The sequence below is a fragment of the Pantoea sp. Tr-811 genome (assembly GCF_011752535.1).
Classification (GTDB): domain Bacteria; phylum Pseudomonadota; class Gammaproteobacteria; order Pseudomonadales; family Pseudomonadaceae; genus Aquipseudomonas.
This window is the reverse complement of the sequence record NZ_VWXJ01000001.1, coordinates 424,783-451,106: the sequence shown is the minus strand read 5'-3', so window position 1 is coordinate 451,106 and position 26,324 is coordinate 424,783. Positions and strand designations below refer to the sequence as shown.

Sequence of the window (26,324 nt, the reverse complement as noted above, 5' to 3'; positions counted from 1 at the left end):
AAGCGCCGTCATCTTGCCCTCTTGTTCATCGGTTCATCGCTTGGCGAGGTAGCCTTCGTGCTTCAGGTGGCGCACCAGCACCCTGCCCTCCGGGGCCAGCGTCGTTGCGAAAGTGGCCCGGGCACCGCCCTCGATCAGCACGTCGAGGGCATATTCCAGGTGGCCCGGCTGGGACTGGGGCAGTAGCGCGATGCGTACCTCGCGAAGCCGCGGCTCATACCTGCGCAACGTCCCCACGATGTCGTTCATCACGCCGTGGGCCGAGGCTGGCAGCCCCTGGAGCACCGTGCCCATGTCGGGCAAGCCGTAGTCGGGTAAATGCGCGAGCGTTCCGGCGCGGCTGTTGAGGATGCGCTGCAGGTTGTTCAGCACCGACAGCGTCAGTTGATCGCCTTCGGCCACTTGCGCCAATGCCAGCTCGCCGCTGAAGTTCTGCAGCAACGTTTCGTAGAGCGAAGGGCCCGACTCATGCATCTGTCGAGCCCTCGCTGCCTGGGCGCAGTTTCAAGCGGTTTTCACCCAGCTCAATGACCCTGGCCAGCTCCGGGTCGAGCTCATCGCGCTGCAAGGTCAGGCGCCAGGTGTTCAAGGCAAGGTCTGGGCTTCTGAACAAGGCAACCACGGCCACGTAGCGGGCTTCAGCGTGCAACGGCGTGCTCAATTGCGCCGCCTCACCCGGTTTGACCACCAGGGTGTTCGCACTCAGCAGGTCGCCGCCCAGCACGCGCTCGCCCAGGTTCTCCAGGTCGTCGTAGCCTGCCCGCTCAAGTGCCTTGCGGTCGCGCAACTGGTAGACCCGCACCAGCACAGGCACGGACAAGCCGCTCATGTGCGTGGCGTCGGTGTTGATCGCTGCCCGGCCAGTCAGGTCCAGGTGCAGTGTCTTTACTTGCTTGTAGAACAGCGCGTGGGCCGTGGAGGCCGTACCATCGACCACGTTCTGGGTGAGCCCGCAGCCGCCCAGCAGTGCCGCAAGCGCTATGCCCGTGAAGTGTTTAGAAGCGATACGCCACATGCGCTACCTCTCTGTTGCAAGGGTTCAGTTGCAGGCCCTGATAACGGCCCAGGTTGACGGTGATGGTGCTGCCCTGGGCCTTTTGCGCTTGGCCCGTTGGCAGCCCCAGCACCGCTGTCATTCCCAGCCGTGCCGGCGTGCGGCCCAGCACTGGTGCTGGCAACAGGTGCAGCGCAAGGCAAAGCTGCAGCTTTGCCGTACAGCGCCAGCCCAGGTAGACCTCCAGCAGCACCCGCACATCGCGCAGCAACTGGCCACCGGGAAGCCACTCACGCGCTTCACCTGGGTTATCGGTGTGCAGCAACAGGCGCAACTGGCTGTTGGCATCGAGCCCCACAGCCCCCAGCGGCATGCCCTGGGAAAGGCGCACGGGGCGGTCGGCTGCAAGGCTCGCGGGGTGTTCAAGCAGCACCCGTTGCGGGCAATGTCCGCTAACCTGCGCCCGGGTGTTCGGCGCCAGCAGCTTGACCAGCGCGGCAATGCCTTCTGCGTTGCGGGTTGGCAAGCGCATCACGCTGAGCAAAGCCAGAAAGCGTGACATGGGCGTGGCGATGCGTTCGGCAGTGCCGGGAATGCCAAGCCCGATCAAGCCCAGCAAGCACTGCGAGGTGGCATCGCGCCCACCCGCCTCGAAGGTGGCGGGGTACGAGTACTTGCGCCAGATCCGGTAGCACTGGGTGAACAGCCGGTGGTTGAAGATGTCGAGAAACGCCTCGACCGCGTCATGGCCGTCTCGGCGCTGGGCGATGTCGTCCAGGTACGCCGTGGGCAGCGGCGAGTCGACGCCGTACAGGCCCAGCAATCGCGTGCGTACCGTGGGTGCGCGCTGTGGGCCGGCCGGGTCGAACTCGATCGCCTTCAACTCACTGGCGGGAAACCCCATGCCTGGGTCGGGCCGAAAGCGCACCCCGTCATCCCCTGGGTGCGCCGTGCTGCCCAGCGGCGGCTGGTCGGCCTGCACCTGCTCGAGCAATTGGCAGAAGCGATAGACGTTGGCCGTGGCCACCCGCTCTTGCAACAGCTGCAGCAGCCCTTGGGCCGTCAACCGGGAATACGCTGGCTGTGATGTTCGTTCCATCGCAGGCACCTCCCCGTCGGTTGCAGGATCAGCGTCAGTTGCGTGCACAGGTGAATATCGGCATACAACGCGAAGAAGCGGCTGAGCATTTCGCCAAACAGGCTGATATCGCCCTCCCCCGAAAACCCATGGCTGTCGAGGGTCACCTCGATATCCACGCCGCGCAGCAGAAAGCCTTTGTCGAAGCGCTGGATCAGGTGGTGGCGCACCTCAACGATGGCGTCCAGCCGGCGCCGGTTGGGTTCGCTGCCCGTCCATTCGTACAATGCCAGCGTGCCGCGCAACACTTCGGCGCTGTTGAGCATGGGCAGGAAGTTCGACCCCAGGTGGCTGAGCACGCGCCAGTGGAAGCGGTCACGGTTCGGCGGGTAGCACGGCAGTGTCGGCGAGGTCAGGTTGCGCACACGCAGCCCGGCCTGGGTGGATTGCGCGGGCGCGTCGAGCGAGGTGCTGCGCAGTGCCTTGCGCGGTAGCTGGCCGTTGGTGCCGGTCAGGCGCAGCGACAGGCTTTTGCGCTCGAGCAGCATGTCTTTGTCGAAGCCCTCCCCGCCCAGGATCAGCCAGGTGTCGTGCAGGCCATTGGCGCCGCGCCTGAGGCGGGTATGAAAGTATCGCTCCGGCGCTTCATCGCGCAGCATGCCGCCCTTGTGCCGAAAACTGCTGAAGGGCACGTAGTCCTGGCGCACGCTGTTCTTGGTGCCCGACACCCGGTCGACGGAATAGATTTCCGTATGGCCATCCTGCAGGCGCATCGGGCGCAGCAGGTACTCGTTCTGCAACGGGTCCAGGGCCAGTGGGTCGGCCTCCAGCGCAAACAAGTTGATCACTGGCACCGCATGCAAGCGAATGTGCGTTTCATTGGGCGTGAAGGCATGGGGCCAGGCCTCAGCGAGCACCACTTCAAGTTCGAACCACGGCGCCCCGGCAGGCAACGCCAGCGACTGCAAGCCGCACAGGGTGACGAACATGAATTTTTCGCGGAAGGTGAAGTACTCCAGCAGCAGCTGATAACCACTGAACGCACTGTCGCCCTTGGGCCACAGGCGGTCGTCATCGGCAAACCCCTTGGGCTTGAAGCCGCCCTGCAGTGCCTGGCGCTCCAGCGAGCCTGGCAGGCGCACATACAGCGCCTGCACGTTCAAGGTCAGGGCGTGATGCAGTGCACTGGCCAGGGCCGGGTCGGCGTTCAGGTACAGCGGTAGCTCTGCTAGCGCCAACTGGCTTAGATCCACCAGCCCCCCGCACGCAAACCGCAGGCGTAGCAGCGCGCGCCCGTCGGGTTGGTGTTCGAGGCGCACGGTGTCGAGCTGCAGCGGCTGCAGGGTAACGTCCTGCGTGGTGCTGTAGCGGCAACGGGTGCGCTGCGGCCCTATCGGCTGGGACAACACCTGGAAACCCCGGGCAATGGTTTCGGCGCTTTTCATCTGGCTGGCATCGGGCAATAACTCGACGATGGCCAGCGACGGGATAGTGCGCAGGTAGTGCGGCCACAGCAGGCTCACCAGCCCTTCGGTCAGCTCGGGCAAATCGTCATCGAGCTTTTCCCGCAGGCGCCCCATCAGGAACGCGAAGCCTTCGAACAAGCGCTCCACATAGGGGTCTTGCGCGCCGGGTTTGTCCAGGTTCAGTTGCGCCGCCCGGTCGGGGAACGCCTCGGCGAATTCCTTACCCGCTTCACGCAGGTAACGCATCTCGGCATCGAAGTAACGCAGGGTCAAGTTTTCCGTACTCAAAGCAAAGTCCTGATCGATATGAATTAGCCGCACAGCACCGCTGCACGTACCGGGTCGATTGCCACCAGCGCGGCCAGTTGCTGCTCCATCTGCCGCGCCAAGGCCGGGCGGTCGGCATCGTTGCGCTGGGCTTTCACACGCAGCAGCTTGAGCAAGCGCGCCTTCACCTCGAAAACCAGCTCGGGCTCCCAGTCGGCCAATGCGTGGTGGTGGGCGGCGGTATCCAGTTCGGTGAACACATGAATGGCCAGTTCGGCCTTGCCGTACTGCTCGGCCACCCGCGCCATCAGCAGGCGCAGCAACCAGCGCTGCCGCCCCGCTTGGGCATCAGGCCGATTCGCCAGCCACGCCAGCGCCTGCTCGATACCCTCGGCGTCGGCCTGGGCCAGTGCCTCGGGCTCCAGCGCGAGGATGTCGCAGGTGGCCGGCGTGGTTGCCGGGGCGGCTGCGGGCAGCCACGGCGTGGGGTGGCCGGCGCTGACGTGCTGGTTGATCCACTCGCGGGTGGTTTCATCGGCAAAGGGCGAGCCATCGCTCCAATACAACGCCTCCAGGCCAGGCAAGCGTTGCAGCAGCAGGTTCAGGTCGTGCTTGACGATATCCGCCCAGCCACTGTGCGGCGGGGGCGATTTGCCCAGGGCTTGGTGCAGATACCATTGCAGGTCCAGCCAGAAATGGTTGACGCCTTCGGCATACATTCGCTCGGCCTGTTCGATCAGCTCGCCCCAGCGTTGCTGTAGGTGCAGGCGCTTGAGCTGGGCACGGTATTCGCCGCGCGGGGGCGCCAGGCGGGTAATGCCTTGGGCGTCTTGCGGTGGCACCTGGTGCACGGTGTCCCAGCGCAGGCTTTTCAGCAGCCGATGGGCGGCCAGCCAGCCTTCGGGTTGCTCGCGCAGGTAGCTGGCCAGCGAACGCCCACTGTCGAGCAAGTCACGCCCGGACTTGATCGACGACGCACTTGGGCCGGTGCCTGACGATGTGGGCGCAGATTCACTGCTGGTTTGCGGCACAATCGCATCCACCCCGCCGGCCACGGCCAGGCGGGCAGACAGCGCGGTGTACAGGCCATCCAGGCGTGGCTGTTGGTCTTCTGGCCAGGTGCTGAAGCCCTGCTCCAGCCACACCAGCGCCGCCACGGTGCGCTGGGCCTCGGCCTTGACCACCTGCGGGTACAGGGAAAGGCTTGCCAGCACCCGGTCACCCGCCAACCACTCCAGGGCCATTTTCCGGCTGTTGGCGCGTGCCGGCAGGATGCCTGCGCCATAGCGTTCCAGCAGTGCCGCCAGCAGGTTCAAGCCGTCAGCCAGGCCGGGCTCCCCGTCCTTGTGCAGGCGGGCCCACAGGTAGTACGTCGCTACGCGCAGGTCTTTGCAGGCATCGTGCAGCAGCCTTTGCCCAAGCTGTGCGACCCGCTCGACATCGGCGCCGGAAAGCCGGTTGACCTCTTCGCGCATGCGCTGGAAATCGTCGTCATAGCCGGGGTCTTCTCCGGCGGGGGCGTTTGTGCTGATGGGGGCTAACCAGGCTTCCCAGCCTTGGCCCTCGGCGCGGGCCAAGGCGATTGCATCGCTGCCGGGCAGGCAGCTGGCGAGCAGGCTTTGCAGGCTCATAGTGGGGCTCCGGGCTGTGGGTGATGCGTGGCGTCTACCAGAAAGATGTCCCTGGGCAGGCGGAAGCTGCGCAACTTGAGCAAGGCCAGCGGCCCTTCCGCCAGTTCCGTTCGCAAGTGCCAGGTCAGCCCCAGGCCGTCGGGTGCGTTGAGCACCACCTGGAAGCGGCTGTCGCCATCGTCCAGCGGGGTGACACGGGCCTCCTCCAGCAGGCGGATCAAGCCCCAGGTGCCTTGGTAGTCAGCGTACAGCCGCTCCCCGGCATCGACACTGGTCCAGGTCAGGCTGACGCCGGGGTGGTCGTTCTGCCCTGGCCACACGAAGCGCTGCCAGCGCTCGCGCTGGTTGAAGTAATGGTGTTTCGCGCCGTTGAGCACGAAGCTGGTTTGCACCACGTGCCGCACCGGCTTGCCGCGCAGCTCGAAACCCATGCCCATGCCGCCGTCGGTGTACAGCACGTCTGCCAGTTGGCTGAGCTGGTTGATCGCGGCCAAAAAAGCGGGGTTGAAACGCAGGCCCTGGGCCTGCCGGGGGTCGATGACCCAGCGGCTGCCTTCCTTGCGCAGCAAGCCGTTGAGCTGGGTGTTGAGGAACTGCTCGATGCGCCCTGAGTCGGCGCGAATCATCTGCCCGAGCATGGGCAGCGATGCATCGCTGCTGGACGCCGCGAACGGGTAACGGTTGTCGAAGGCGCCGTGCCACTCATCGACGATGGCGCGCTGCCAATCCCGGTTCAGGCCGGCGGATGAGGGCTGCAGGATCTGCTGCCAGGCCTGCGCCAACGGCTGCACGAACAGCGCATGGGCCACCGGGCCCCACTCGGCGCCGAGGCTTGCGGCAATCAGGCTGCCGTAGGACTGGGCATCGGTAAGGTCGACGCCCTTGCCTTGGAACACGGTTTGCGCCAGGGCTTGCGTCATGGCTTGTGGGTCTGGGGCGGTGGTGATCTGCTGCAACTTCAGGCGCACGCTGGTGACGCGGGTGAGGAAGGCTTGCAGGCTCAGGGCGTCATTGCCGGGCCGGGCTTCGGGGTCTTTGCCCAGCAAGGCCAGCAGCGGGCCGAAGGTGCTGTCGAGGGGGCCGCCAGGGGTTTGCGCCAGCGGGTCCGCCAGCGGTGGCGCTTTTTGCCCGACCCACTGCTGCGCCGACTCGATCAGCGAATCGGCCAGGGCCTGGCTGCGCACACCGGCGTGCCCCTGGTAACGCAGGGTGTTCATCAGGGCGATCAAGGGCGACTGGCGGGCATCGCTCATCACCGTCAACTGGGCGATCACGTCCTGCAGGCTGGTGCTCTGCTGCAAGCGCAGGCGGTTGAGAAAGCTTAGCCAGGCACGGCTGTAGTCCTTGAAGTAGCGCGCGGTCAGCCGCGCTTTCAGTTGCTCGGGGCTGAGTGCCCCGGCGATATCGCCCTGGTTGTCGCTAAGCACCCAGTCGATTTCCTCACGGCGTGCCTTGGCCGCGTCATCGATGGCCGCGCGAACCTGGCCCTCCCAGGCTTGGCGGGTGAACACGCCGGGGACGTGGCCGCTGCTGGTGAACAGGGCGGCGGCGTCGGTGTCGCCGACCATGTGCTGCAAGGCCATTGGCGGGTAGTGGTTGGCGGCGGTGTCGAGCAGTTGTTGGTACAGCGTGGCTTCGGCGTTGCGTTGGCCGAGCTCAGCGAGCAGTACCTGGCGGACCTGGCCGATCAGGCGCTGGTTGGGGGTGATGGCCCATTCCGGGTGGTTGGGCAGGTGCTCGGCGTAGAACCGCCACAGGCCGGGTTCGACCGTGCCCAAGGCCTGCACCAGGAAGTCGGCTTCGGCTTTCTCTGGTCGAGCCAGCATCAGGTAGGCCTTGAGCTGAGCGTAGGCTTGCGGGGTACGCCGGGCGCGTTCGGGGCTGCCGGGCGGGAGTTGCACCAAGCTGGCAAGTTGGGCTTGCAAGCTGGCCGCTGCCGGGTCGCGCACGAACTGCTGTACCGCCTGCACATAATGCGGCCAGGCAGCATCACGCAAGGTGCGGGTTCGGTCCAGGCCAAAACGGTAGTACCAGGGGGCGCCGTGGTCGGCGCGATAGGCCAGGCGGGAAACGTCAAGGCTCAGGTCACGCAGGGTCGCCAGTGGGTCAATGCCCTCGGCTGGGTGTTGCAGGGTTGCCAGCGCCTGGCTGATACGCACCGCTTCAGCACGGTTGATAAAGAACGACGCCATCATGCCTACGCACCAAAGGGCCGCGACGGATAACGCGGCAACATAGGTTGCCCGGGGCAGGCTCCAACCCAGGCGAGCGGGTTTCGCCAGGCGTTGGCCAAATACGTCGGGCCAGGCCGGGTTCGGTTGCCAGTAGTTTGCGGGCGCCGCAATGCCTGGTATTGCCAGCGGCAAACTGAACCAGAGGCCACGTAGCGAGATACCGCGCGCGCTCGCCAAGTGCTTGAGTGTTTCCTGCCAGCGCTGCGCACCTTCGGCCCGCAACTCTCGCGCCAACCGCAGCAAGAAGTCATGCTCAGGTGCCTGCTGCATCTGCTTCAGGCCCTGTTCACGCAGCGGCTGCTGCAACCGATCCAGGCAACTCGCCAACCCTGCTGCCGTGAACGGCTGGGGCAGCAGGCAGCCGACAGGTTGCACGCTGCGCCCCTGCTGAGGCCAGTCGCTGTTGCAGACCTGCCACAGGTGCAGCGGCAACTGCCACCCCGAGGCCAGTGCCTGCAAGCGCCGGCTGCTGATGGCCATTGCACTGGCATCGCCAAGCTGCGCCTGGTTCAGCACCCAGACCACGCCATGGTAGCCGTGCCTGCGCTGCAACGCGGCCCAGCGGCCCATCCGCGTTTCCTCCATGGGCTGTTGCAGGCTGCCGCCCCACAACAGCAGGTACCCGCGCCCTTCCAACCACTGTTGGCTGACCAGAGTCGGCGCCAGGGCCTCAACCTGCTCTGGCTCGCCCACCAGCAGGTAAACCCGCACGCGCCAGCGCCAGAAGAGGCCGTAGTGATGGCGCAGGTGGCTTGCCACCTCTTCTCGATTGCGCTGCGGGCGCGCGGATGGCGCTTGTGCGAGCGGTGCATGGGCACGGCGCACCAATGCCCAGATATCACGTTGCACCATCAACCACGTCAGCACGGTCAGGCAGTAGCACAGCGCCCAGAACAGCAGCCCATTGACAAGCGCAGTGCGCAAGGTTGCCTCGCCCTGCGGCCTGCCTACCCATTGCCACCACCCGGCACCCGCCAAGGCCACCAACAAGGCAAGCACAAAGGCTATTAGCAATAAGGTGGGCGCCAGCGACAATTTTCGCGGTTCAGTTGTTTGAGTCATCAACGGTCACTATTCCAAGAGTCAGGGCGTGTTCAGGGTCGGATGCCAACCAGGCGCAGGGGGCGCCGTGCTGCTCGGCGTACCAGGCCGCCAGGGTTTGCATCACCAAGGCTTCCAGGCCGCCCAGGGCCCCGAAATGGGCGTCCTGACGCTGTGCTTTCACACGCCAGAGCAAGGCGGCTTGGTCCGGGTCACCCGGCTGGCTGAGCGATGCACAAACCGTTGCGGGGGCATCCATTTCACTTTGTTCCAAGGCACGCTCGGCCACCGTGGCCAGCGGTTCAGCCCCGGCTGCCAACCATTCGCCCCTGGGCAGCATTACCCGGCCGGTTTTCCCTAGCAGCCAGAGCACTGCGGCTTCTCCTGCAGGCATTGGCTGTGCAATCTCGGCCACAGTGCTTTGGCAGCCTGCGCACAGGATTCGGGTGCCCGCAGGTGCTGCGTGCAAGCGGTCAATGATCGCGTCCAGGCTGCGCAAGCCTTCCCAGGGCAGAGGTTGCTCAGGCAGCACTACCTCGGGGCTGCATAACGCCAGCTGCGCCCTGAAGGCCTGCCAACCCGCAGCCGAACCCTGCCAGTAGCAGGACACGGGCTGGAGTGCCCCCTCCCCGTCCCGGATCGCCTGCCACTTCAAGGCAAGCAGCACGGCCAGTTCGCACTCCCGCGCCGGGCCCTCAGGCGCCAGCACCTGCGCCAGGCGTATGGCGTGCGCCTGGGGAGGCGCCAAGGCCGCCGATGGCGCGGCACCGGCTTCGAACAAGGCGGTAACCTGTTCAGGCTGCGCACACACCGGGCTCACCAGCACCGACTGCAGCAAGGCAACCTTCTGCCGATGGCGCTCCCACCACGCCTGGCGTTCAAACGCGATGGCTTCGCTGTAGCATTGTGCGTTGTGGCGATTCAGGCGATAACGCAGCACGCGTAGGGTGAGTGCCAACACCCACAGCAGCACCGCGACGGTTCCCGTCAGCAGCAACAGGGCCGGCTCAACCCACGAACGCAACGCCACGGCCCCGCTGGCCAGCAGGCCCAACAGCACCGCACCGGCCAGCAGCCAGCGCGGGTAGGCCGGCGCGGCTACCTCTGGGTAGGGCATGGTGGTTACGCCGGGCTTCATGACGCCGCCAATGTGTCGGGCAGCGAGCTCACCAATGTGCAACCGCACGCACACGGGTGGCCATCCAGCGCTACCGGCATGCCGTCGAGCGTCACCAGCTCGCTGCCCTGGGAGATCTGGTTCACGCCATGCAGGTTGCAACGTACCGCATCGCCCATGCAGGCGATGGGCACGCCCTCGCACAGGTAGTGGCCTGCAAGCACTTCACCGCCGAATTCCCGTAATGCATCGCCTTGGCGAACGAAAGGTTTCATCGCTTAACTTCCTGTTGGGGGGGGTTGGATTACTGAGGGCATGACTGCGGCTCCGGCAACTGCAGAGGGGTTTTGATGGGGTACTCGGGGGTGCCGTAGCCGTAGCAGGAGGTGGTGACTTGAATTTCGTCGCACGGTAAGAAATGCACGGTAAGGCCGCACACTTGCTCGCCGGTGTAATCCGGGACGGCGACGACTTTGCTGTGGCTGCGCCTTTGCGCCAGGATTTTTTCTCTCCAAGCCACAACTTTGGACCAATCTTGGGTTCCGGGAAAATCCTTGGTGCTTCCCGCTCCCGTTTGCCAGTCAACCCGCACCGTCAGCCCCGGATACCAGCGCTCTGGTGCGTTGTAGCAGCAGCCACCACCGCCGCCTTGATACCGACCAATGCTGTCAACTGAAGAACGGCCATCGACACTGAACCGGGTGATCGCCCAATGGGTGTGGTTGACGCCATAAAGGGTGCTGGCATCAACAGGACGGGCGAGCATGAGCACATACAGGCCGGCATAGACAGCAAGGACAATGCGATTCAACGGGGGCATGACTGCGGCTCCGGCAACTGCAGAGGGGTTTTGATTGGGTACTCAGGAGTGCCGTATCCGTAACACGAGGTGGTGACCTGAATCTCGTCGCACGGCAAAAAATGCACGGTCAGGCCGCAGACTTTCTGGCCGGTGTAGTCGGGGACGACGACATCCTTCTGATGCGTGCGCTTTTGTGCCACGATTTCTTGCCGCCAGGCGTCGTACTTCGCCTCATCCGCAAACCCTGGGAATCCTTTTGAGCCGCCTACACCGGTTTCCCAATCGACCCGTACCGTCATTCCCGGCCGCCATTGCGAAGGAGCCGTGTAGCAACACCCTCCACCTCCACCTTGATACGGACCAATAGTGTCGATCGCCGAACGACCATCGACACTGAACCGGTTGATCGCCCAATGGGTGTGGTTGACGCCATAAAGGGTGCTGGCATCAACAGGACGGACGAGCATGAGCACATACAGGCCGGCATAAACAGCAAGGACAATGCGATTCAACGGGGGCATGACTGCGGCTCCGGCAACTGCAGAGGGGTTTTGATTGGGTACTCGGGGGTGCCGTAGCCGTAGCAGGAAGTGGTGACTTGAATTTCGTCGCACGGCAGGAAATGCACGGTAATGCCGCACACTTTTTCGCCGGTGTAATCCGGGACGGCGACGACTTTGCTATGGGTACGCTTTTGTGCATCAATTTTTTCGACCCATTCCAAGTATTTCGGCCAATCCGCGAAGCCAGGGAAGCCTTTTGAGCTTCCAACACCCGTTTCCCAGTCAACTCGCACCGTCAGGCCCGGATACCAGGGTTCTGGCGCGCTGTAACAACACCCCCCACCGCCGCCTTGATAGGGGCCAATGATGTCAACGGCTGAACGACCGTCGACACTGAACCGGTTGATCGCCCAATGGGTGTGGTTGACGCCATAAAGGGTGCTGGCATCAACAGGACGGGCGAGCATGAGTAGAGACAGGCCGGCATAGACAGCAAGGACAATGCGATTCAACGGGGGCATGACTGCGGCTCCGGCAACTGCAGAGGGGTTTTTATTGGGTATTCGGGGGTGCCGTAGCCGTAGCAGGAAGTGGTGACTTGAATTTCGTCGCACGGCAGGAAATGCACGGTGATGCCGCACACTTGCTCGCCGGTGTAATCCGGGACGGCGACGACTTTGCTGTGCCTGCGCTTTTGCGCCAGGATTTTTTCTTTCCAAGCCAGAAATTTAGGCCGATCGCCAAATCCAGGAAAATCCCTTGTGCTTCCGACACCCGTTTCCCAGTCAACCCGCACCGTTAGGCCCGGATACCAGGGCTCTGGTGCGCTGTAGCAGCATCCTCCACCGCCGCCTTGATAGGGGCCAATGATGTCAACTGCGGAACGGCCATCGACACTAAACCGGTTGATCGCCCAATGGGTGTGGTTGACGCCATAAAGCGTGCTCGCACTGGCTTGCATGACACCTAAGAACATCGCCACAGAGCCTAGGATGATATTCAGTACATGGCGGCGCATGAGCTTGCCTGTACGTTTTGCTTTGACTTGCTGTACGCCCTTATCAGCCCAGTCCATTGTTCACCTCCTTCACCATCGCGTAATGAGCGTCCCAGACGGCAGTGATGCGTTGCTGGCGCTCAGTCCTTTGCTGAGCATCCCCCGCTGGAGTCCTTCCGTTAGGCCCGGGGGTGTCGGCGATGCTGGCTGCAAGCGCCGACTCCCCGTCAGGCTCGACTATCAATGCCAGGTCCCTTCGGTCAGCCTCACCGAAAAACACCATGCGTTCGTTGAAGTAGCTGCCCCAGGGTTCACGCCCTACCGCCAGATTCGTGCCTAGGTAGCGATTGTTGAGCAGGGCGTGTAGAAACCAGGCACGCGAGTCATGGACCTGGTCATCGAACAGGGCCCGCAGAAGCCCTTCGGGTTTATGGCGGTTTCGGTGCTCATCGACATTGCCGCGAGCGCGCTCCGTATGATGGTTGCGCTCCCCTAGTGGAGGCGGAAAGAGCTGGCTGACCTTTTCACGCCCAGCAGCTTTGATACGTTCTCGCTCAGCCCGGGTTTCGGCACTGTTGAGGTAAGTCATCAGTGCAATAGGGTTGACTCTCTTCGCGATGCGCAAGAATGTGAGATAGGGGTCGCTATCAAGATCGCGATAGGCCTTGCCAAACTCTTCAGCGGCTTCGCGCAATTGACTCTGTGCTCTGTCTGGATCGAAGTCGGGCACGCCAGGCTCCAGCGGCTTGCTCGGAGCGCCGTTGCGCTCACGGGCTATTTGCTGCCGGCGACGGGCCTCGACCTTCGCCTGCTGTTGCTCCCGTTCGGCCCCAGCGCGTTTGAGGGCATCCTCCGTTCCGTGGGTATCACTGGCATTACGGTAGAACTGTGTAGTCTTGAGGCTGGCAAAGGCGTAGCGATCAATGCGCCATGCAGTGATCCAAGCTAGTTGTATACGTATTGCTTCTTCCAGGGGTACTGGAGCCGGCGATGCTCGGTAGCGCTCGATTAGCTCGGACGAAAGTGGATGAGGGGATGTAGTCAAGTTGAGAGTCACTTGACGCCAAGCATTAAAGCGACTGACTAATGACGGGTCAGCATCAAACTCCAATACAACATCAGTTTCCATAGCCCGCCAGATGTCATCCTGCAGGCCCACTGGCAGCACCTGCCCTGGAACTTTTAACGGTGCTCCATGAGTAAAAGCGTCAGCATACAAATCGTTTAGCGCGATCTGCGAAAGCAACAGAACATCCTCCGAGCCCACCGCCTTCCCCTGATCCCCCCGCGGATACCCTCCCCCCTGATCCGAATGCACGCCGGGATAAATCACCTCCACGCTATTTGCCGGATAACTACCATCCTCCCGGCGAATAGAATCCAACGGAAAGCTCAAGCGCTGCTCATGACTCGCGACGATATGCAGGCATCTTTTCAGCAACTTCCCTGTCGGCAGTTCCTGGCTTCCATCGCCCCAGCCCATATGCCCGGTCGCACCAGGGGAGATATCGGCCAGCCCCACCGATACCACGGTGTCCAGCAGCCCCAGGTATTCCACGGTGATCGGTATCTTGAGATCAAAGAGCGTGAGTGTTGGCTCAGCCTCGCGGCGCGACAGCAGCGCGTTCAGCCAGTTGACGAAGGCCCGTGCCGCCGCTGCCCCCCGGGAGAACCCATAGACATACAGCTTGATGCCCAGCAACTTGGACTGCCCCGGCTGGGGTTGGCCCAAGGCAATACGCAAGGGCTGTTCGATGGCCTTGAGTTGCTTGCGAAACTCGCGGGAGCGGTTGGCAGGCCCCATTATTCCGCCCGTTCCAATCCAGGTTCCCATGGCCTCGACCGAGGCTTGCAGGGCAGCATTGTCCAACCGGGGTAGCGACAGGCTGAGCCGTAGGGCATCGATCAGCATCAGCAGCCCCCAGTTGATGCGTTCTTCACCACGGCGGGCAAACGCGAGGCCTTCACTGGTGTAATCCAGGTCGTTCACTTCCGGAAAGGGTGTGCCCACACCCGGCATGTAGTACTTGAAATACTGACCGTTGCCGGTACCCACGGCGTCAGTCAAACCCTGGGCACGGCTGTGATGGCTGGTTCCGCCCACGTGACCGGCGCCGATGCTTGCGCGAAATAGCCGTGCAATATTGGTGGGGTGAGCGACCTTGGATTCGAACAGGTCGTTGTTGAGGTTGTTGCCGGTGCCGTCGAAAAACAGGCTGATATGCAGGGTTTTGCAGCAGGGAGGAGACTGCCGATAGCCCGAAGCCAGGCACAAGGCGTCGTGGTAACCACGCTCCTGCTCGCATTGGCGCAGGATGTTGGCCTGAACCTGCTCCATGCGCTGGGGCAACCGGCCCTGGAGTGGGAACTGCGGTGGATAACTGACGGGCTGCTTTATCTGGGACATGAATGCGGCTCCTGGGCCTGCAATGGGCTCTTGCTGGAAGGTGCGGAATCAACGGTTTGGCGCAGGTGGTCGAGGGTGTAAGCCTCACGCTGGGCGGTGGTCAGCAGGCCTGCCGAGCTGGCAGCCAGCATCCCGCTGTAGCAACCGCGAAACCGCTGTTCCGCGCCCCAGTCGTGGGGAAACGCCGCCGCCAGACTGGCCATGGCTGCGGTGGCGTCGCTGGCGCAACACAGCACGTCGACCTGGCTGTCACTGAGCTCAATCGGTGTGGACGGGTCGTCTGTCACTGGGCTGTGGGCTTGCCCCAGCAAGTGCTGGGGCATGCCATCGCGGTCAAGCCAGCTCCAGAACACAGCGGGCTGGAGCCATGCTTGCTGCTGTTCAGGCGTCAGCACGTGACTGAACAACAACGGGAACAGCCGCGGATCGTAGTAGCGCAGCAAGCCCAGGCACCCGCCGTTGAGTGCCTCGATGCAGCGGCCAAGGTGCTCTGCGAGTATCGGGAAGGGCCAGGCAGACGCCAGGGTCAGTACAACGGGCAGGCCATTGGTGGCATTCAGCAACCCCAGAAGCCATTGCTTCTGCAGCGGCTGTGCCAGCTCAACCCGCACCAGCAGCGGGGCCAGATCCTCGGCCCCCTCCTCTGGCAGGCCGGTGAACAGTGAGTAGCAATCCAGCGGTGGGTCGACGCTCAGCACGCTGTGCCGAATCGGGAACGCAAAACCGGCCTGGTCGATTATCACGTGCAGGTAAGGGGTTTGTGCCTGCTCGCACGCGCTCAGCAGCAGGTTGAGCCACGTGGTGCCCGCTTGTGTACTCATGCCTGGGCCTCCCGCAGCACGAAGCCTTGCGCCGTGGCCTGGGCTCTGCGCAGGCACTCCTCGCACACCACACCTGGAAGCTCTGGAAGTGGAAAGTCCTGGCTGGCGGGTGGATCGAAGCGGTGTTTGCCCTTCAGGCTGATGACACTCGGGCTGTGAATCTGAATCTCACCTTGGGCTGTAATGCGGATATAACCGCCGCCACACCCCAGGGTGATGCCGTTCTTGGCGGTGAGCTGCAGATGCCCCTGGGTCGACTGCACGGTGATGTCCTGCAGCGCTGTGAGCCCCATCACATCGCCATGGGACTCGATTTCCAACGGCCCCTTGCCGGATACCAGGCGCATGCCTTCCTGGCGGGCGAGCAGTGAAACGCTTTGGTCAGCGTTGACCAGCAGGCGTTTGGCGGCGGCCAAGTTCAGTTCATCGCCACTTTGCAGGTAAAGCCCCTCACCGCCCTCCAGCAGCAGGCTGGCGGGCGTCACCGCGCCAACACCCTTGGGCGCGCTGAGCATGATCGCCGGGCCCTGCAGGCAGTTAGTGTCGGTTTGCAGCTGCTGCAGGCCGCCAATGCATGGGGGGCGGCTGCGGTGGGCTTCGCTGATGGCCTGCCATTTAGTGATCTGTGCCTTGGCCGCTTCAACCCTGGCGCAGGCCGCCTGCATCGCCAGCACGTCCCCAGCGCCATTGGCCTGGCTGTCAGCACTGATGAACAGGCCTTTACCGCCGCGAATCGCCCCCCATGCATCCGTGCGCAGTTCAAAGCCTTCCCCGCGCTTGGCGCGACTGGCATCCACCACATGCCCCAGGTTCAACTGGCTCTTGCCACTGTGCTCGGTACTGAGCTTGATGTGCTCCTGCCCCCGGGTATCGTCCATGCGCAACTTGTTGTTGGCCGGCGTGCGCAGCACATTGCGCTTGTAGTTGCGCAGCGTCACGTGGTCGGGGTGGCGGCTGTCGTGCAGGGCATGGGCGATGTAGGGCCGGTCGGGGTCGCCTTGCTCGAAGGCCACCGCCACTTCGGTGCCGCAAATCAGCGGCAGGTGCAGGCCATGGGTGTCGCCTGCGTAGGGGCGCGCCAGGCGTAGCCATACGCTCTCCTCGCCTTGGCGCCAGGTGTCCCGGTCGAACAGGAAGTTCACCCGATAGCGGCCTTCCAGGTCGATATGGCCATAGGGGTCGTTCTGGCGGTTGCTGGTGACCCGCGCCGGTACCGTGCCGGCGATCTGCGGCTTGGGTGACAAGGGAGGCCGGAAGCAGATCGACTCTGAGTAGGGAATGGCCTCGAAGGTGACCAGAAGGCTGCGGTCGCGGGCCGCTTCGACGGTCAGGCGGGTCATGACCACCCCTGGCTCGAAGACCTGCGGCACGCCGTCGGTGATGGTCACGACTTGCCCTGGCACGAGGGTCACGCTGGTGCTCAAACCGCTGCAGCGGGTTTGGCCGTTGAGGTAGCGTTCATGGTTCAGGCGGGCATAGAAGTAACCGCTTTCGGTCAGCAGTTCTTCATCCCGGTCAATGGCGTCGCCGAGCGCCGTGTAGGGTTCGCCGTAGTGGTAGCCCTCGCCATAGGTGGTGGTCGCCCCTCGGGTGTGGTCCACCTCACCGTCGAGAAAGGCTGCGGCATCGCGGTGGTGGTAGGCGCGCACATTGATGTGCTGCTCCACCACCGCATGGCTCACCTGCAGGGCCCAGGCGCAGTCCTGGTCGTTGCTGCTCAGGCCCGACGGGTGCCGGTGCGGCAGGTGGATGTCGAACTGATAATGCTGTTGGTGATCGTGGAACTCGACCACGTCGATGTACAGCTTGTCGTTGTGGGTGAAGCGGTACCAGATGCCCACTTCGGCCAGTAAGCGGCTGATGAATGCAAGGTCGCTCTCACCGTATTGCATCACCTGTTCGCGCCTGGGGTATTCGCGGAGCAGGTTGAACAGAAAGTGCTGGCCTTCGAATTGATGGCGGCTGCGCAAGACGCTTTCGACGATTTCCGGAACGGATTGGTGCTGGTAGATGCGGTACTGTTTGCCACGGGAGAGCAAGGCCAGCCGGGGCTCGAAGGTCACTTCGTAACGGGCTTCGTCCTTGGAGCTGGAGACGCGCTTGAAGCCGGTGATTACGCCATGCAAGGTGCGCGAGGCGCTTTGCAGGGAGTGAGGTGAGCCGAGGTAGAAACTGGCGTCTTTGCCGAGGATTTGCGTGGCGTCGATATCCTGTGCTGGGGAGGTGAAGGCCACGGTGTATTTGAACGGTTGGCTCAGGCACTCCTCACCTTTGAAGGACAGTACATCGAGTTCGGCGGTTTTGAATTCGTCGACTTCAAGTTTGTAACGGTTGTGGATGGCAGCAATGATTGGCTTGGCCATGTTCAAGCCCTCCCTGCCGCCAACGGCGCTGCGTTCGGTTCATCGGCAAAGCTCAAGCTGATGCCTGCGTCCTGGCAGTAACCAAGCGTCACGGCTCGTGCTGCCAGGCCCAGGGCCTGGCGCTGCAGCAACTGCTGGCTGAGCACCGGCAAAATCTGCTGGTTCAGCAAGCTGTCGATGTTGCGGGCGCCGGTGTCGGGGAGCAGGCAGGCGGCGACCAAGGCTTCGTAGAGCGAGCCGTCCACCTCGCACTGCAGGCCGTAATGACGCTGCAACCGTGTGGCCACTTGGCCCAGCTTGATTTCGACGATGCGCTGGAGCGCCGCCGCTGCCAGTGGGCGGTAGATCAAGGTTTGGAAGCGCGCCAGCAGTGCTGGCTGGAAGTGCTCGCGCAATAGCGGGCGTAGCCGCTCATGCAGGGCTGCATCGTCAATGGCTGGCTGCTGCTCGATGCAACCTTGCAGCAGGTCGCTGCCCAGGTTGGAAGTCATCAGGATGACCGTGTTGCGAAAATCGATCTCGCGGCCTTCGCCGTCGCGCATGAAGCCGCGATCGAACACTTGGTAGAACAGGTTGAGCACGTCGCGGTGGGCCTTTTCGACTTCGTCCAGCAGCACCACGCTGTAGGGGCGCTGGCGCACGGCTTCGGTCAGCACGCCGCCCTGGCCGTAGCCGACATAGCCAGGGGGCGAACCCTTGAGTTGGCTGACGGTGTGCGCTTCCTGGTATTCGGACATGTTGAGCGTGACCAGCGCCTTCTCGCCGCCGAACAGGCTGCTGGCCAGGGCATGGGCGGTTTCCGTCTTGCCGATGCCGCTGGTGCCTACCAGCAGGAAAACGCCCATGGGTGCGTTGTCGTTGGCCAGGCCGGTGCGGGCGGCGCGCAGGCGTTGGGCCAGTGCATGCAGGGCCGGCTCCTGGCCGACCACGCGCTCAGCCAACTGGTGTTCCAGGTTCAGCAAGCTTGCGTGTTCGTCCTTGAGCAAGCTGCCAAGGGGAACGCCTGTCCAGTCGGCGATCACCTCGGCCACGCTGCGGGCGCAGACGTCCAGCGACAGCAACGGGCGGTTGCCTTGGGCGTCGCTCAGTTGTTGTTGAAGTTGGGCGCACGCGGCGGTGTCGAGCGGTTCGGCCTGGCGCAGGCTCAGGAGCTGGTGGGTCAGCGCCAGCTCTTGCTGGTACTGCAGCTCCAACTCGGCCTGCTGGCTCTGCAGTTGGGCCAACTGGGCGTCGATGTTGGCCAGGCGCGGCTCAGCCGCCGTGCCAGAAAGCTGTGCATCTTCTGCCAGTGCTGCTCGCTCGGCCATCAGTGCGGTTTTCTGCGCCTTCACGTGGACGAGTGCCTGGGGTTCGCAATCCAGGCTCATGCGCACCCGCGCGCAGGCGGTGTCGATAAGGTCGACGGCCTTGTCCGGCAGGTGGCGCCCCGTGAGGAAGCGCCGCGACAAGCTGACCGCCGCCTGCACGGCGGCGTCCTGAACATGCACGCCGTGGTAGGTGGCGTAACGCGCCTTGAGCCCACGCAGCATCAGGCAAGCATTGGCATCGTTGGGCTCGTCGACCTTGATCATCTGAAAGCGACGCTCCAGCGCGGCATCGCGCTCGAAGTACTGCTTGTATTCGCTCCAGGTGGTAGCCGCGAGGGTGCGCAGCTCGCCACGGGCCAGGGCGGGTTTCAGCAGGTTCGCGGCATCGGCGCCCCCCGCCTGGTTGCCGGCACCGATCAGGGTGTGTGCCTCATCGATGAACAGCAGCACCGGCGTCGGCGAGTGCTGAACGGCCTCGATCACGTTCTTCAGCCGCTGCTCGAACTCCCCCTTCACCCCTGCGCCCGCCTGCAGCAGCCCGAGGTCCAGCGTGCGGATGCTCACCGGTTTCAAGCTGTCTGGCACATCCCCGCTGACGATGCGCAGGGCAAGCCCCTCGACCAGGGCGGTTTTGCCGACGCCGGGGTCACCCACCAGAATGGGGTTGTTCTTGCGCCGACGGCTCAGCACGTCGATCACCTGGCGGATTTCATCGTCCCGGCCAAACACTGGGTCGATCTGGCCCGCCGCCGCCTTGGCCGTCACGTCGTGGCTGAATTGGTCCAGAACCGTGGCGCCATCACTGGGCGATGCGTTGCCTGCTGCAGCTGAGTTCAACGCAAGCGCCACCGCTGGCTGGCCCTCTTCGGACTCAGCCTCCAGCAGCGCGTCCATCTGCTGCAATTGCGTTGGGCTTAGGTTCAACAGCGGCCAGGCAGCGGCGCACTTGAGCAACGTGGGTTCGTCAATCAATGCCCCCAGCAAGTGAGCCGAGCGTAGTTGGTCACAATCGCCATCCAACGATGCCTGCAGCCATGCGCTGCTGATCAACTGTTGCACTTCGCGGCTCAACCTAGGCTTGCTGAGCACACGGCGCGGCATGCTGTCGAAGTGTTCGAGCAGCCCGCGCCAGAGTGCATCCATGTCCCAGCCGTAGCGCCGGGCGATGACCAGCAGATCACCGTTGCCTTGCTCCAGTAACTTCAACAACCAGTGTTCGACACTGATTTGACTATGGCCACGCGCAAGGCACAAAGAAGCTGCGGCCGTGAGGGCCTGGGCACAATAGCCGTTCAGCCGGCGCAGCAAGCGGGTCGGGTCGTTTGCCATACAGGGCATCCTTGTCGTCGGTATTCAATGCAGCTTCGTCAGTGCAGCCACTGCCCGAAGCGCCGAGGTGTATTTGGCTGAACGCCCGCGCACGGACGCTCAACCCAAGACACTGGAAACCGTCAGCCAACAGTGGCTGACGGGCCTGCTTCATCAGGCGGTAGTACGCTCATCCCACGAATCCGAATGAATGATGTTGCCGTCCTTGAAGGTCCAGGTGACCTTCTCGTAGCGCAACTCGATGGATTCGAGGTGGTTGTGCTTTTCCTTTCCAGGGTCTTTGATGTCGTGCATCTTCGGCGCCACCTTGACGACCTTGACGTTCTCCAACTTGGTGTTGAAATACTCAACTTCCTGGCCGGCATCGTTGATCCGATACCATTTGAACTCGGCTTCCTTGAGTGTCTGCCCAGTGGTCACGGCCTTGTAAAGGTAAGGCGTGGACGCATCGATTTCCTTGGTGAACAGGAACGGCGTATGAATGCGCGTGCCCGTTAATTTGCCGGTGTTGTTATCGGTGGGTATGTACAAGTCGTGATCTTGAGCGACCACTTCAATACTGCCCACGCGGTCCTTTACATCGACCGAGCCTTTGATATCGGCTCCGCCGTCGTCTTTGAGCCACAGATAAACCGGAATAGCCATTTGAAACTCCTTAGTTGGCGTTGAATGTCGCTACATACGACAGGGGTTGCAGGCCTGGCGCCGCCGCCGAGGGCTGGCAAGCCCCCACCGCCGGCACCAGGCGAATTTCCACTCGGCGGTTGGCCGACCGCCCGTGTTCGGTGTCATTGCTTGCAACAGGCTGGCTGGCCCCCACGCCCTGCACGGCGAAGCAGGTGGCGGGGATGTCGCCCATGTGTTGAATCCAGTCATGCACGGCTGCGGCGCGGGCGCGCGACAGGCGCAGGTTGTGCTCGACGCTGCCGGTGGCGTCGGTGTGCCCGGTAATCACGATCAGCCAGCCTGGCTGGGCCTTGATGCCTGCCAAGGCACTGACCAGCACCTTGGTCGAGCCGGGCTTGAGTTGTGCGCTGCCGCTGCCGAACAGCGAGAGGCTGTCTAGCCGAACCATGCGCGGCCTGTCGGGCGATGCCGGCATCGTTGGCAGGCGGTGGCCGTTGATGGCGGCAAGCAATGGCGGCCGGAGCTTTTCGCCCTGGTACAAGCCAAGGCCCAGCGACCAGGGCGCCCCCTGGCGGTAATAGGTGTCCAGCCGCTGCGCATCCTGGTGGAGCACGGCCAGCGCGTTCTCACGCTGGCGCACGGCGTTCGGTTCGCTGCCCACCGGCGCAGTGCCGTAACGCCGCAGGTCATCGGTGACCTGGCGTACCAGCAAGGTGTTCTGCCATGCCGAGCTGAGCAGCGCCACGCAGGCCGTCAGCACGAACAGCCAGATACCCATCAGCACCACCCTGCGCCGCCTGCCACAGGAGGTACGGCCGGGCAATAGATGGAGCAGCGGGTCGGGGAATGGCAGCGGCGCCTCTGCTCCGTTCGTTGTGCCATGGCTGAAATCAAGCCCGGTACGCTTGCGCAACCATTGCTGCCAAAGGCTGTTTTCAAAATGCTGGCCAAGCCCGGGCACCAGCACCACCGCTAATGCCGTAAACGCGCGCATCTCAGGCACGCACACTTCCCTCAACCAGCCTGCAGCAGCATTCAGCTGCACCACAGCGCGTAGCCGGGCGGCCTGGGCAGCGGGCGTATTGCCCCTTCCCTGCCATTGCGCCAGGCCCATGCATGCACCTGGCTCACGCACCCAGGCATTCGCCTCACCGGCCTCCCAGCTGAACCACGGTGAAACCTGCGCTGCCCCCCGGAAATAGCCCGCGACCAGCAGCGACAAAGGCATGCCGCGTTTTCGCAACATCGCTATCTGGTCGCACACACTGCGAAGCTGGTTGGCCAATACCGCAGCATCCGTATGGGTGTGGGGGGCGATGCAGTACATGACGCTGAGCTGCCCGTGCCACTCCGGCCTTTGCTGTACCAGCTCGGTGACCGTGGCTGGCAGTTTCAGCAGGTCGGGCACTGGCAGGTAGCAGCCCGCCACCGTGACCCGAGGCAGCCACTGCTCTGCAGGTGCCGGCCCGAACAGCTCAGCCAGGCAATCGCCTGCCACCAGAACCACCGGATGCCGATATGTGCTGGCCGGCAAACTGGCGGCCGCGCTCGGCTGCGCTGCACCTCGCTCGCTGGCAACACGCACGCTCCGGCGCCACGCCATCAGCCCAACCACGGTGATGGCCAGGGCAGCTACGACCTGCCATTCGATGGCCAGTGGCAGCGTGGCAACCAGCAGCACGCACAATACGGCGGCCCATGACCAAAGCCCGTTTTCAGGTGTGCGCCACATCCCGCTCACCCCTGCACCGGCAACAGCGAGGCCACGGCCTCAGCCAGCGTATGGTCCAGCCCCCACCAGATGCCCAGCAACAACACCGCAGCCACCATCCCCTGCAGCAACGGGGACTGCAGCCAGCCCCACGCGGGTAGCCGTGGCCTGGTTAGCGCCCGGATGACCAGCGGCTGGTGGTTCTCCAGGGGCGGCACTTGCGCAGACAGCGCCGTTACCAGTTGCTGGCGCTCTGGGTGGTCCAGGTCGCGATAACGCCCCAGAAAGCCCAGCATCAACACCCGCTGAAAAGCCGTGAGCACATACGGGTGGGCAGTGGCCTCATGCAGCACCGTGCGCATGTCTTCATACAGCGACTCACCGGCCTGGTGGCTGCTGAAAAACCGTGCCTGCAGGGTTTCCCTTGCCCAGCCTTCGTGGGCGCGGCCTTCGGCGCAGGCAAGCACGGCTTCATCCAGCAAGGCACATTGCGCATGGCTGACAAGGTCGATGCTCCGCCGATCAAGCCCCTGGGCTTCAAGTGCGGCGCGCACCCGCTCGATTTCCGTCACGCAGCGCGGCCACAGTTCAGGGCTGCTGTGTGCCCCCGTGCCGTGTCGCAACTCCACCACCAGCAGGTAGGTGTCTTGCAGCAGTGCATCGATGTTCGCCTGGGCCGCACCTGGCGTTTGCGTAAGGCGGCTCATGAGCGAAGCACCGCGAACAGTTCGAGCTTCACATCCTGGAACACGCTCGGGACGTACAGCGCGCAACACCTGCTGGCCAACATGGCGCGGCCTTTTTCATGGGCAAGGTCCAGTGCGAAGTATTGGTTTTCCAGGCGCAGCGGTATCGCTGCGGGCACGTGGCTCAAGGGTTTCAAGGGAACGCCATCGAGCGCGGCGTTCACCAGGTGGTCGACGTCATCGGGGCTACCGACCTTGCACAACCGTGGGAACTGGCTTTGCACTTGCACGGCGGGCAGCCCACAGCGCACCGACAGGTAGAAGTCTGCCCCGTCGGCTTCAAGCAGCCGCGGATCGCTCAAGGCGACCTGCCAGCGGTTGGCACTGCGCAGCTCAAGCGGCAACGCCAACACCCGCGATGGCAGGCTCGCCTCCAGCAAGGTGGAAAGCGTGCGCATCAAGGGCGGGAATACAGCCTCAAGGTCCGCATGTTGATAGGCAGGGATCTGTTCGATGCCCTGGTCCAGCGAAAACGTCAGCAGCCCCCCTGCCAACTTCACCAGCTGTTGATACACCTGTTCCGGGTGCCGAGCCGGGTAGGCCTTGAGGTCAGCCAATACCGGCTGGTAGGTGTTCAGCGCATGAAGCAACCAGAACAACGTGACATCCGCGACGGCGAAATCCGCCATGCGCTGGTTGCTCTCCCGGCGCATGCCCATCAGCCGCTCACGCTTGGCGGACAGTTGGGTCAGCAGGTTGTCCAGTTGCAGCAACAGCCCGGCGTGGGCATCGAACTGCAGCAAGGGTGGAATGTAGGCCTCGTCAAGCGCCCAACTGCCGCTGCCATCGCGCATCAGCCGGGCCACCGGGCAGGTGACGTAGCCCGCATTGTCGTCACTGGCCAGGCGCAGGCTCAGCGCCTGCTCCAGCACGCTGATGGACTGCACGTCGTCGGTGTAGAGGTCCTGAACATCCCGCCAAACCTGGCGGTACCTGACAGGGCGCTCGGCCCTGCCGCCTTCGAACAGGCAATTGTTGCCATTGGCCTGTTCCAGCGGCAAAGCCAACACCACCGTCGCACCCTGGCTGCCCTCAGGCAGTAGCCGGGAAAGCTCCAGGGCGCTGGGCAGCCGGTCCAATCGATCGGTGTCAATCCGTGTTCCGTCTGGCATGCACAGCTGCAGCCGAGTGGCGCTGAGCTTGCCCAGCAGCAGTGCATCCCTGTCGAATGCAACGGCTCGAACGCCCCAGGGATGCACCCAGGCCATTGCGGCGGTACTGCGCTGGGCCCAGGCTTCAAGGCGGGCCTGCTGCTGGAACTGTTGCGCAGACAGCACCACGCCGGAGGCCCATAACGGCCGATCGATTTTCACGTTAATAAACTCCTACAACCGCATTCAAGGTTTGGCTTTGGGCATTTGCGAAACCAGGGACAAATTGATGTCCATGCCTTCAACCTGGAAGTGCGGCACCGCGAACAACTTGACCCGGAAGAACCCTGGGTTGTCTTCAATGTCTTCGACGATCACTTTCCCCTCCCTTAGCGGGTGAGAGGCTTGCAAATCATCGCCGGGGTCCGTCATTTCCGTGACCAGGCCACTTAGCCACCTGTTCAACTCCAGTTCCAACAGGCGACGATCCTTGGTCGTGCCAATGTTTTCCCGCTGGATCAATTTCAAATAGTGGGCAATGCGAGACAGCAGGAATACGTAAGGCAAACGGGCGTTGATACGGCTGTTGGCGGTGGCTTCGGGTGTGTCGTAAAGCGCAGGCTTATGGGCCGAGTTCGCGGAGAAGAAACACGCATAGTCGCGATTTTTGTAATAGGACAGTGGAATCAGGCCCAGGTTGGCGAATTCAAACTCTCGTGTTTCCGGAATCATCACTTCGGAAGGCACCTTTACTTGCGTGCCCGTGCCCATGTCGTACAAATGAATCGGCAGGTTAGTCACTGCACCGCCGGACTGGGGCCCGCGAATTTGCACGCACCAGCCGTTGGCAATAAAGCTTTTAACCATGTTGGCGGCAAAGGCGAACGTCGAACTCACCCACAGGTATTTACTGTGGTCTGGCCCTTTCACGCGCTCCAGGTAGTTGAACAGCCGTACCGGGTTGGTGTCGGGCCCATACGGCAGCCGCCCCAAGGTGCAGGGCAAGGTTAGCCCCACGTAGCGCGCATCATCACTTTGGGCAAAGGCGTGCCACTTGATATATTCGGCGCGCTCCATGTAATTGCCGATGTCTTTGATGGCCGCCACTTCTTCCATGGTTTGCTTGCTAAAGAAACTTGGGCCCATCGAGCACAAAAAGGGCATATGGGCGGAGGCCGCCACTTTTGAAATATTGCGTAACAGTGCGATGTCCTGGGCGCCTCGGCCGAACTCGTAGTTCGAAACGGCCGCTGCGATTGGCTCCCCACCTGGGGTATCGTATTCCTGGGTGTAGGTGTGCAGGTACATACCGCTTTGAGCGATTTCAGGCGCGTCTTCGAAGTCCTGGGCCAAATGCTCCTTGCTGATATCCAGCAGCTCGATACGAACGTTCTGGCGGAAATCGGTTTGGTCGATCAACGACTTCGCACCGCGCCAAAGCGACTCGACCCGCTGAAAGTCAGGGTGGTGCATCACAGCGTCCAACTGGCTGCTGATCTGCGCATCAATGGCGGCGATGTGCTCGTCCAGCAGGGCCCGGTCCAGGCGCTCTACCTTGGGTGACAGGTGCTTGAGCCGTTCGAGAAACACGCTGACCGAGGCAGTGACGCGCTCATTGGCGGTGGCCTCGGACAACGCATCGACACTTTGATAGGCGTCAATGCCGCCCATGTGCTCGAGGGGTTCGAGGTTTATTTTCTCGAACAGCGCGCGGTAGACGTTTTGGCTTTCTTGCGCGTGCACAGCAGCGCCACGCGGTTGCGCAGAAGATTGCTCTTCGGACATGAGTTAA

Annotated in this window: 21 protein-coding genes; all 21 read right to left on the bottom strand. The window is 63.1% G+C overall.

Annotated elements, in window-relative coordinates; genetic code table 11:
- Positions 1-33: 33 nt before the first annotated feature.
- Positions 34-474: a type VI secretion system baseplate subunit TssE gene (gene tssE, locus F3J44_RS02010; RefSeq protein ID WP_167270331.1), complete on the bottom strand. Its 441-nt coding sequence runs from the start codon at positions 472-474 to the stop codon at positions 34-36.
- The gene (tssJ, locus tag F3J44_RS02005) at positions 467-1,015 is read right to left on the bottom strand and encodes a type VI secretion system lipoprotein TssJ (protein WP_167270328.1); all 549 of its coding nucleotides are present in this window, start codon (positions 1,013-1,015) and stop codon (positions 467-469) included. The genes tssE and tssJ overlap by 8 nt, the downstream gene beginning before the upstream one ends.
- Positions 996-2,093, bottom strand: coding sequence for a type VI secretion system baseplate subunit TssG (gene tssG, locus F3J44_RS02000; RefSeq protein ID WP_167270326.1), 1,098 nt, complete (start codon positions 2,091-2,093; stop codon positions 996-998). The genes tssJ and tssG overlap by 20 nt, the downstream gene beginning before the upstream one ends.
- The gene (gene tssF / locus F3J44_RS01995; protein WP_205299644.1) at positions 2,057-3,784 is read right to left on the bottom strand and encodes a type VI secretion system baseplate subunit TssF; all 1,728 of its coding nucleotides are present in this window, start codon (positions 3,782-3,784) and stop codon (positions 2,057-2,059) included. Before tssF ends, tssG begins: the two co-directional genes overlap by 37 nt.
- Before the next feature lie 65 nt (positions 3,785-3,849).
- Complete coding sequence (gene tssA / locus F3J44_RS01990) at positions 3,850-5,436, bottom strand: type VI secretion system protein TssA (RefSeq protein ID WP_167270322.1); 1,587 nt, start codon at positions 5,434-5,436, stop codon at positions 3,850-3,852.
- On the bottom strand, positions 5,433-8,594 hold the full coding sequence (locus F3J44_RS01985) for an ImcF-related family protein (RefSeq protein ID WP_240158173.1): 3,162 nt from the start codon (positions 8,592-8,594) through the stop codon (positions 5,433-5,435). The genes tssA and F3J44_RS01985 overlap by 4 nt, the downstream gene beginning before the upstream one ends.
- 121 nt (positions 8,595-8,715) lie before the next feature.
- Positions 8,716-9,849, bottom strand: a complete 1,134-nt coding sequence (locus tag F3J44_RS01980; RefSeq protein ID WP_167270318.1) for a hypothetical protein — start codon at positions 9,847-9,849, stop codon at positions 8,716-8,718.
- Positions 9,846-10,103 (bottom strand): PAAR domain-containing protein, encoded by a 258-nt coding sequence (locus tag F3J44_RS01975; RefSeq protein WP_167270317.1) that lies wholly within the window; start codon positions 10,101-10,103, stop codon positions 9,846-9,848. Before F3J44_RS01975 ends, F3J44_RS01980 begins: the two co-directional genes overlap by 4 nt.
- A gap of 29 nt (positions 10,104-10,132) precedes the next feature.
- Positions 10,133-10,648 (bottom strand): DUF3304 domain-containing protein, encoded by a 516-nt coding sequence (locus F3J44_RS01970; RefSeq protein WP_167270316.1) that lies wholly within the window; start codon positions 10,646-10,648, stop codon positions 10,133-10,135.
- Positions 10,636-11,097: a DUF3304 domain-containing protein gene (locus F3J44_RS01965; protein WP_240158204.1), complete on the bottom strand. Its 462-nt coding sequence runs from the start codon at positions 11,095-11,097 to the stop codon at positions 10,636-10,638. The genes F3J44_RS01970 and F3J44_RS01965 overlap by 13 nt, the downstream gene beginning before the upstream one ends.
- Before the next feature lie 41 nt (positions 11,098-11,138).
- A complete protein-coding gene (locus F3J44_RS01960) occupies positions 11,139-11,600 on the bottom strand; it encodes a DUF3304 domain-containing protein (RefSeq protein WP_240158202.1) in 462 nt (153 codons plus the stop codon).
- A gap of 41 nt (positions 11,601-11,641) precedes the next feature.
- A complete protein-coding gene (locus F3J44_RS01955; RefSeq protein WP_167270506.1) occupies positions 11,642-12,151 on the bottom strand; it encodes a DUF3304 domain-containing protein in 510 nt (169 codons plus the stop codon).
- A 43-nt stretch (positions 12,152-12,194) separates the two neighbouring features.
- Positions 12,195-14,537, bottom strand: coding sequence for a DUF2235 domain-containing protein (locus F3J44_RS01950; protein ID WP_167270313.1), 2,343 nt, complete (start codon positions 14,535-14,537; stop codon positions 12,195-12,197).
- The gene (locus tag F3J44_RS01945; RefSeq protein WP_167270312.1) at positions 14,525-15,358 is read right to left on the bottom strand and encodes a DUF4123 domain-containing protein; all 834 of its coding nucleotides are present in this window, start codon (positions 15,356-15,358) and stop codon (positions 14,525-14,527) included. The genes F3J44_RS01950 and F3J44_RS01945 overlap by 13 nt, the downstream gene beginning before the upstream one ends.
- Positions 15,355-17,721, bottom strand: coding sequence for a type VI secretion system Vgr family protein (locus F3J44_RS01940; protein WP_167270311.1), 2,367 nt, complete (start codon positions 17,719-17,721; stop codon positions 15,355-15,357). Before F3J44_RS01940 ends, F3J44_RS01945 begins: the two co-directional genes overlap by 4 nt.
- A 2-nt stretch (positions 17,722-17,723) precedes the next feature.
- Positions 17,724-20,357, bottom strand: a complete 2,634-nt coding sequence (gene tssH / locus F3J44_RS01935; RefSeq protein ID WP_167270309.1) for a type VI secretion system ATPase TssH — start codon at positions 20,355-20,357, stop codon at positions 17,724-17,726.
- Positions 20,358-20,510: 153 nt separating this feature from the next.
- Complete coding sequence (locus F3J44_RS01930) at positions 20,511-21,002, bottom strand: Hcp family type VI secretion system effector (protein ID WP_167270307.1); 492 nt, start codon at positions 21,000-21,002, stop codon at positions 20,511-20,513.
- A gap of 10 nt (positions 21,003-21,012) precedes the next feature.
- On the bottom strand, positions 21,013-22,716 hold the full coding sequence (locus F3J44_RS01925) for an OmpA family protein (RefSeq protein WP_167270305.1): 1,704 nt from the start codon (positions 22,714-22,716) through the stop codon (positions 21,013-21,015).
- A gap of 5 nt (positions 22,717-22,721) precedes the next feature.
- Positions 22,722-23,402, bottom strand: coding sequence for a type VI secretion system protein TssL, short form (gene tssL, locus F3J44_RS01920; RefSeq protein ID WP_167270303.1), 681 nt, complete (start codon positions 23,400-23,402; stop codon positions 22,722-22,724).
- Positions 23,399-24,754 (bottom strand): type VI secretion system baseplate subunit TssK, encoded by a 1,356-nt coding sequence (gene tssK, locus F3J44_RS01915; RefSeq protein ID WP_167270301.1) that lies wholly within the window; start codon positions 24,752-24,754, stop codon positions 23,399-23,401. Before tssK ends, tssL begins: the two co-directional genes overlap by 4 nt.
- 24 nt (positions 24,755-24,778) lie before the next feature.
- On the bottom strand, positions 24,779-26,317 hold the full coding sequence (gene tssC / locus F3J44_RS01910) for a type VI secretion system contractile sheath large subunit (RefSeq protein ID WP_167270298.1): 1,539 nt from the start codon (positions 26,315-26,317) through the stop codon (positions 24,779-24,781).
- Positions 26,318-26,324: the final 7 nt, after the last annotated feature.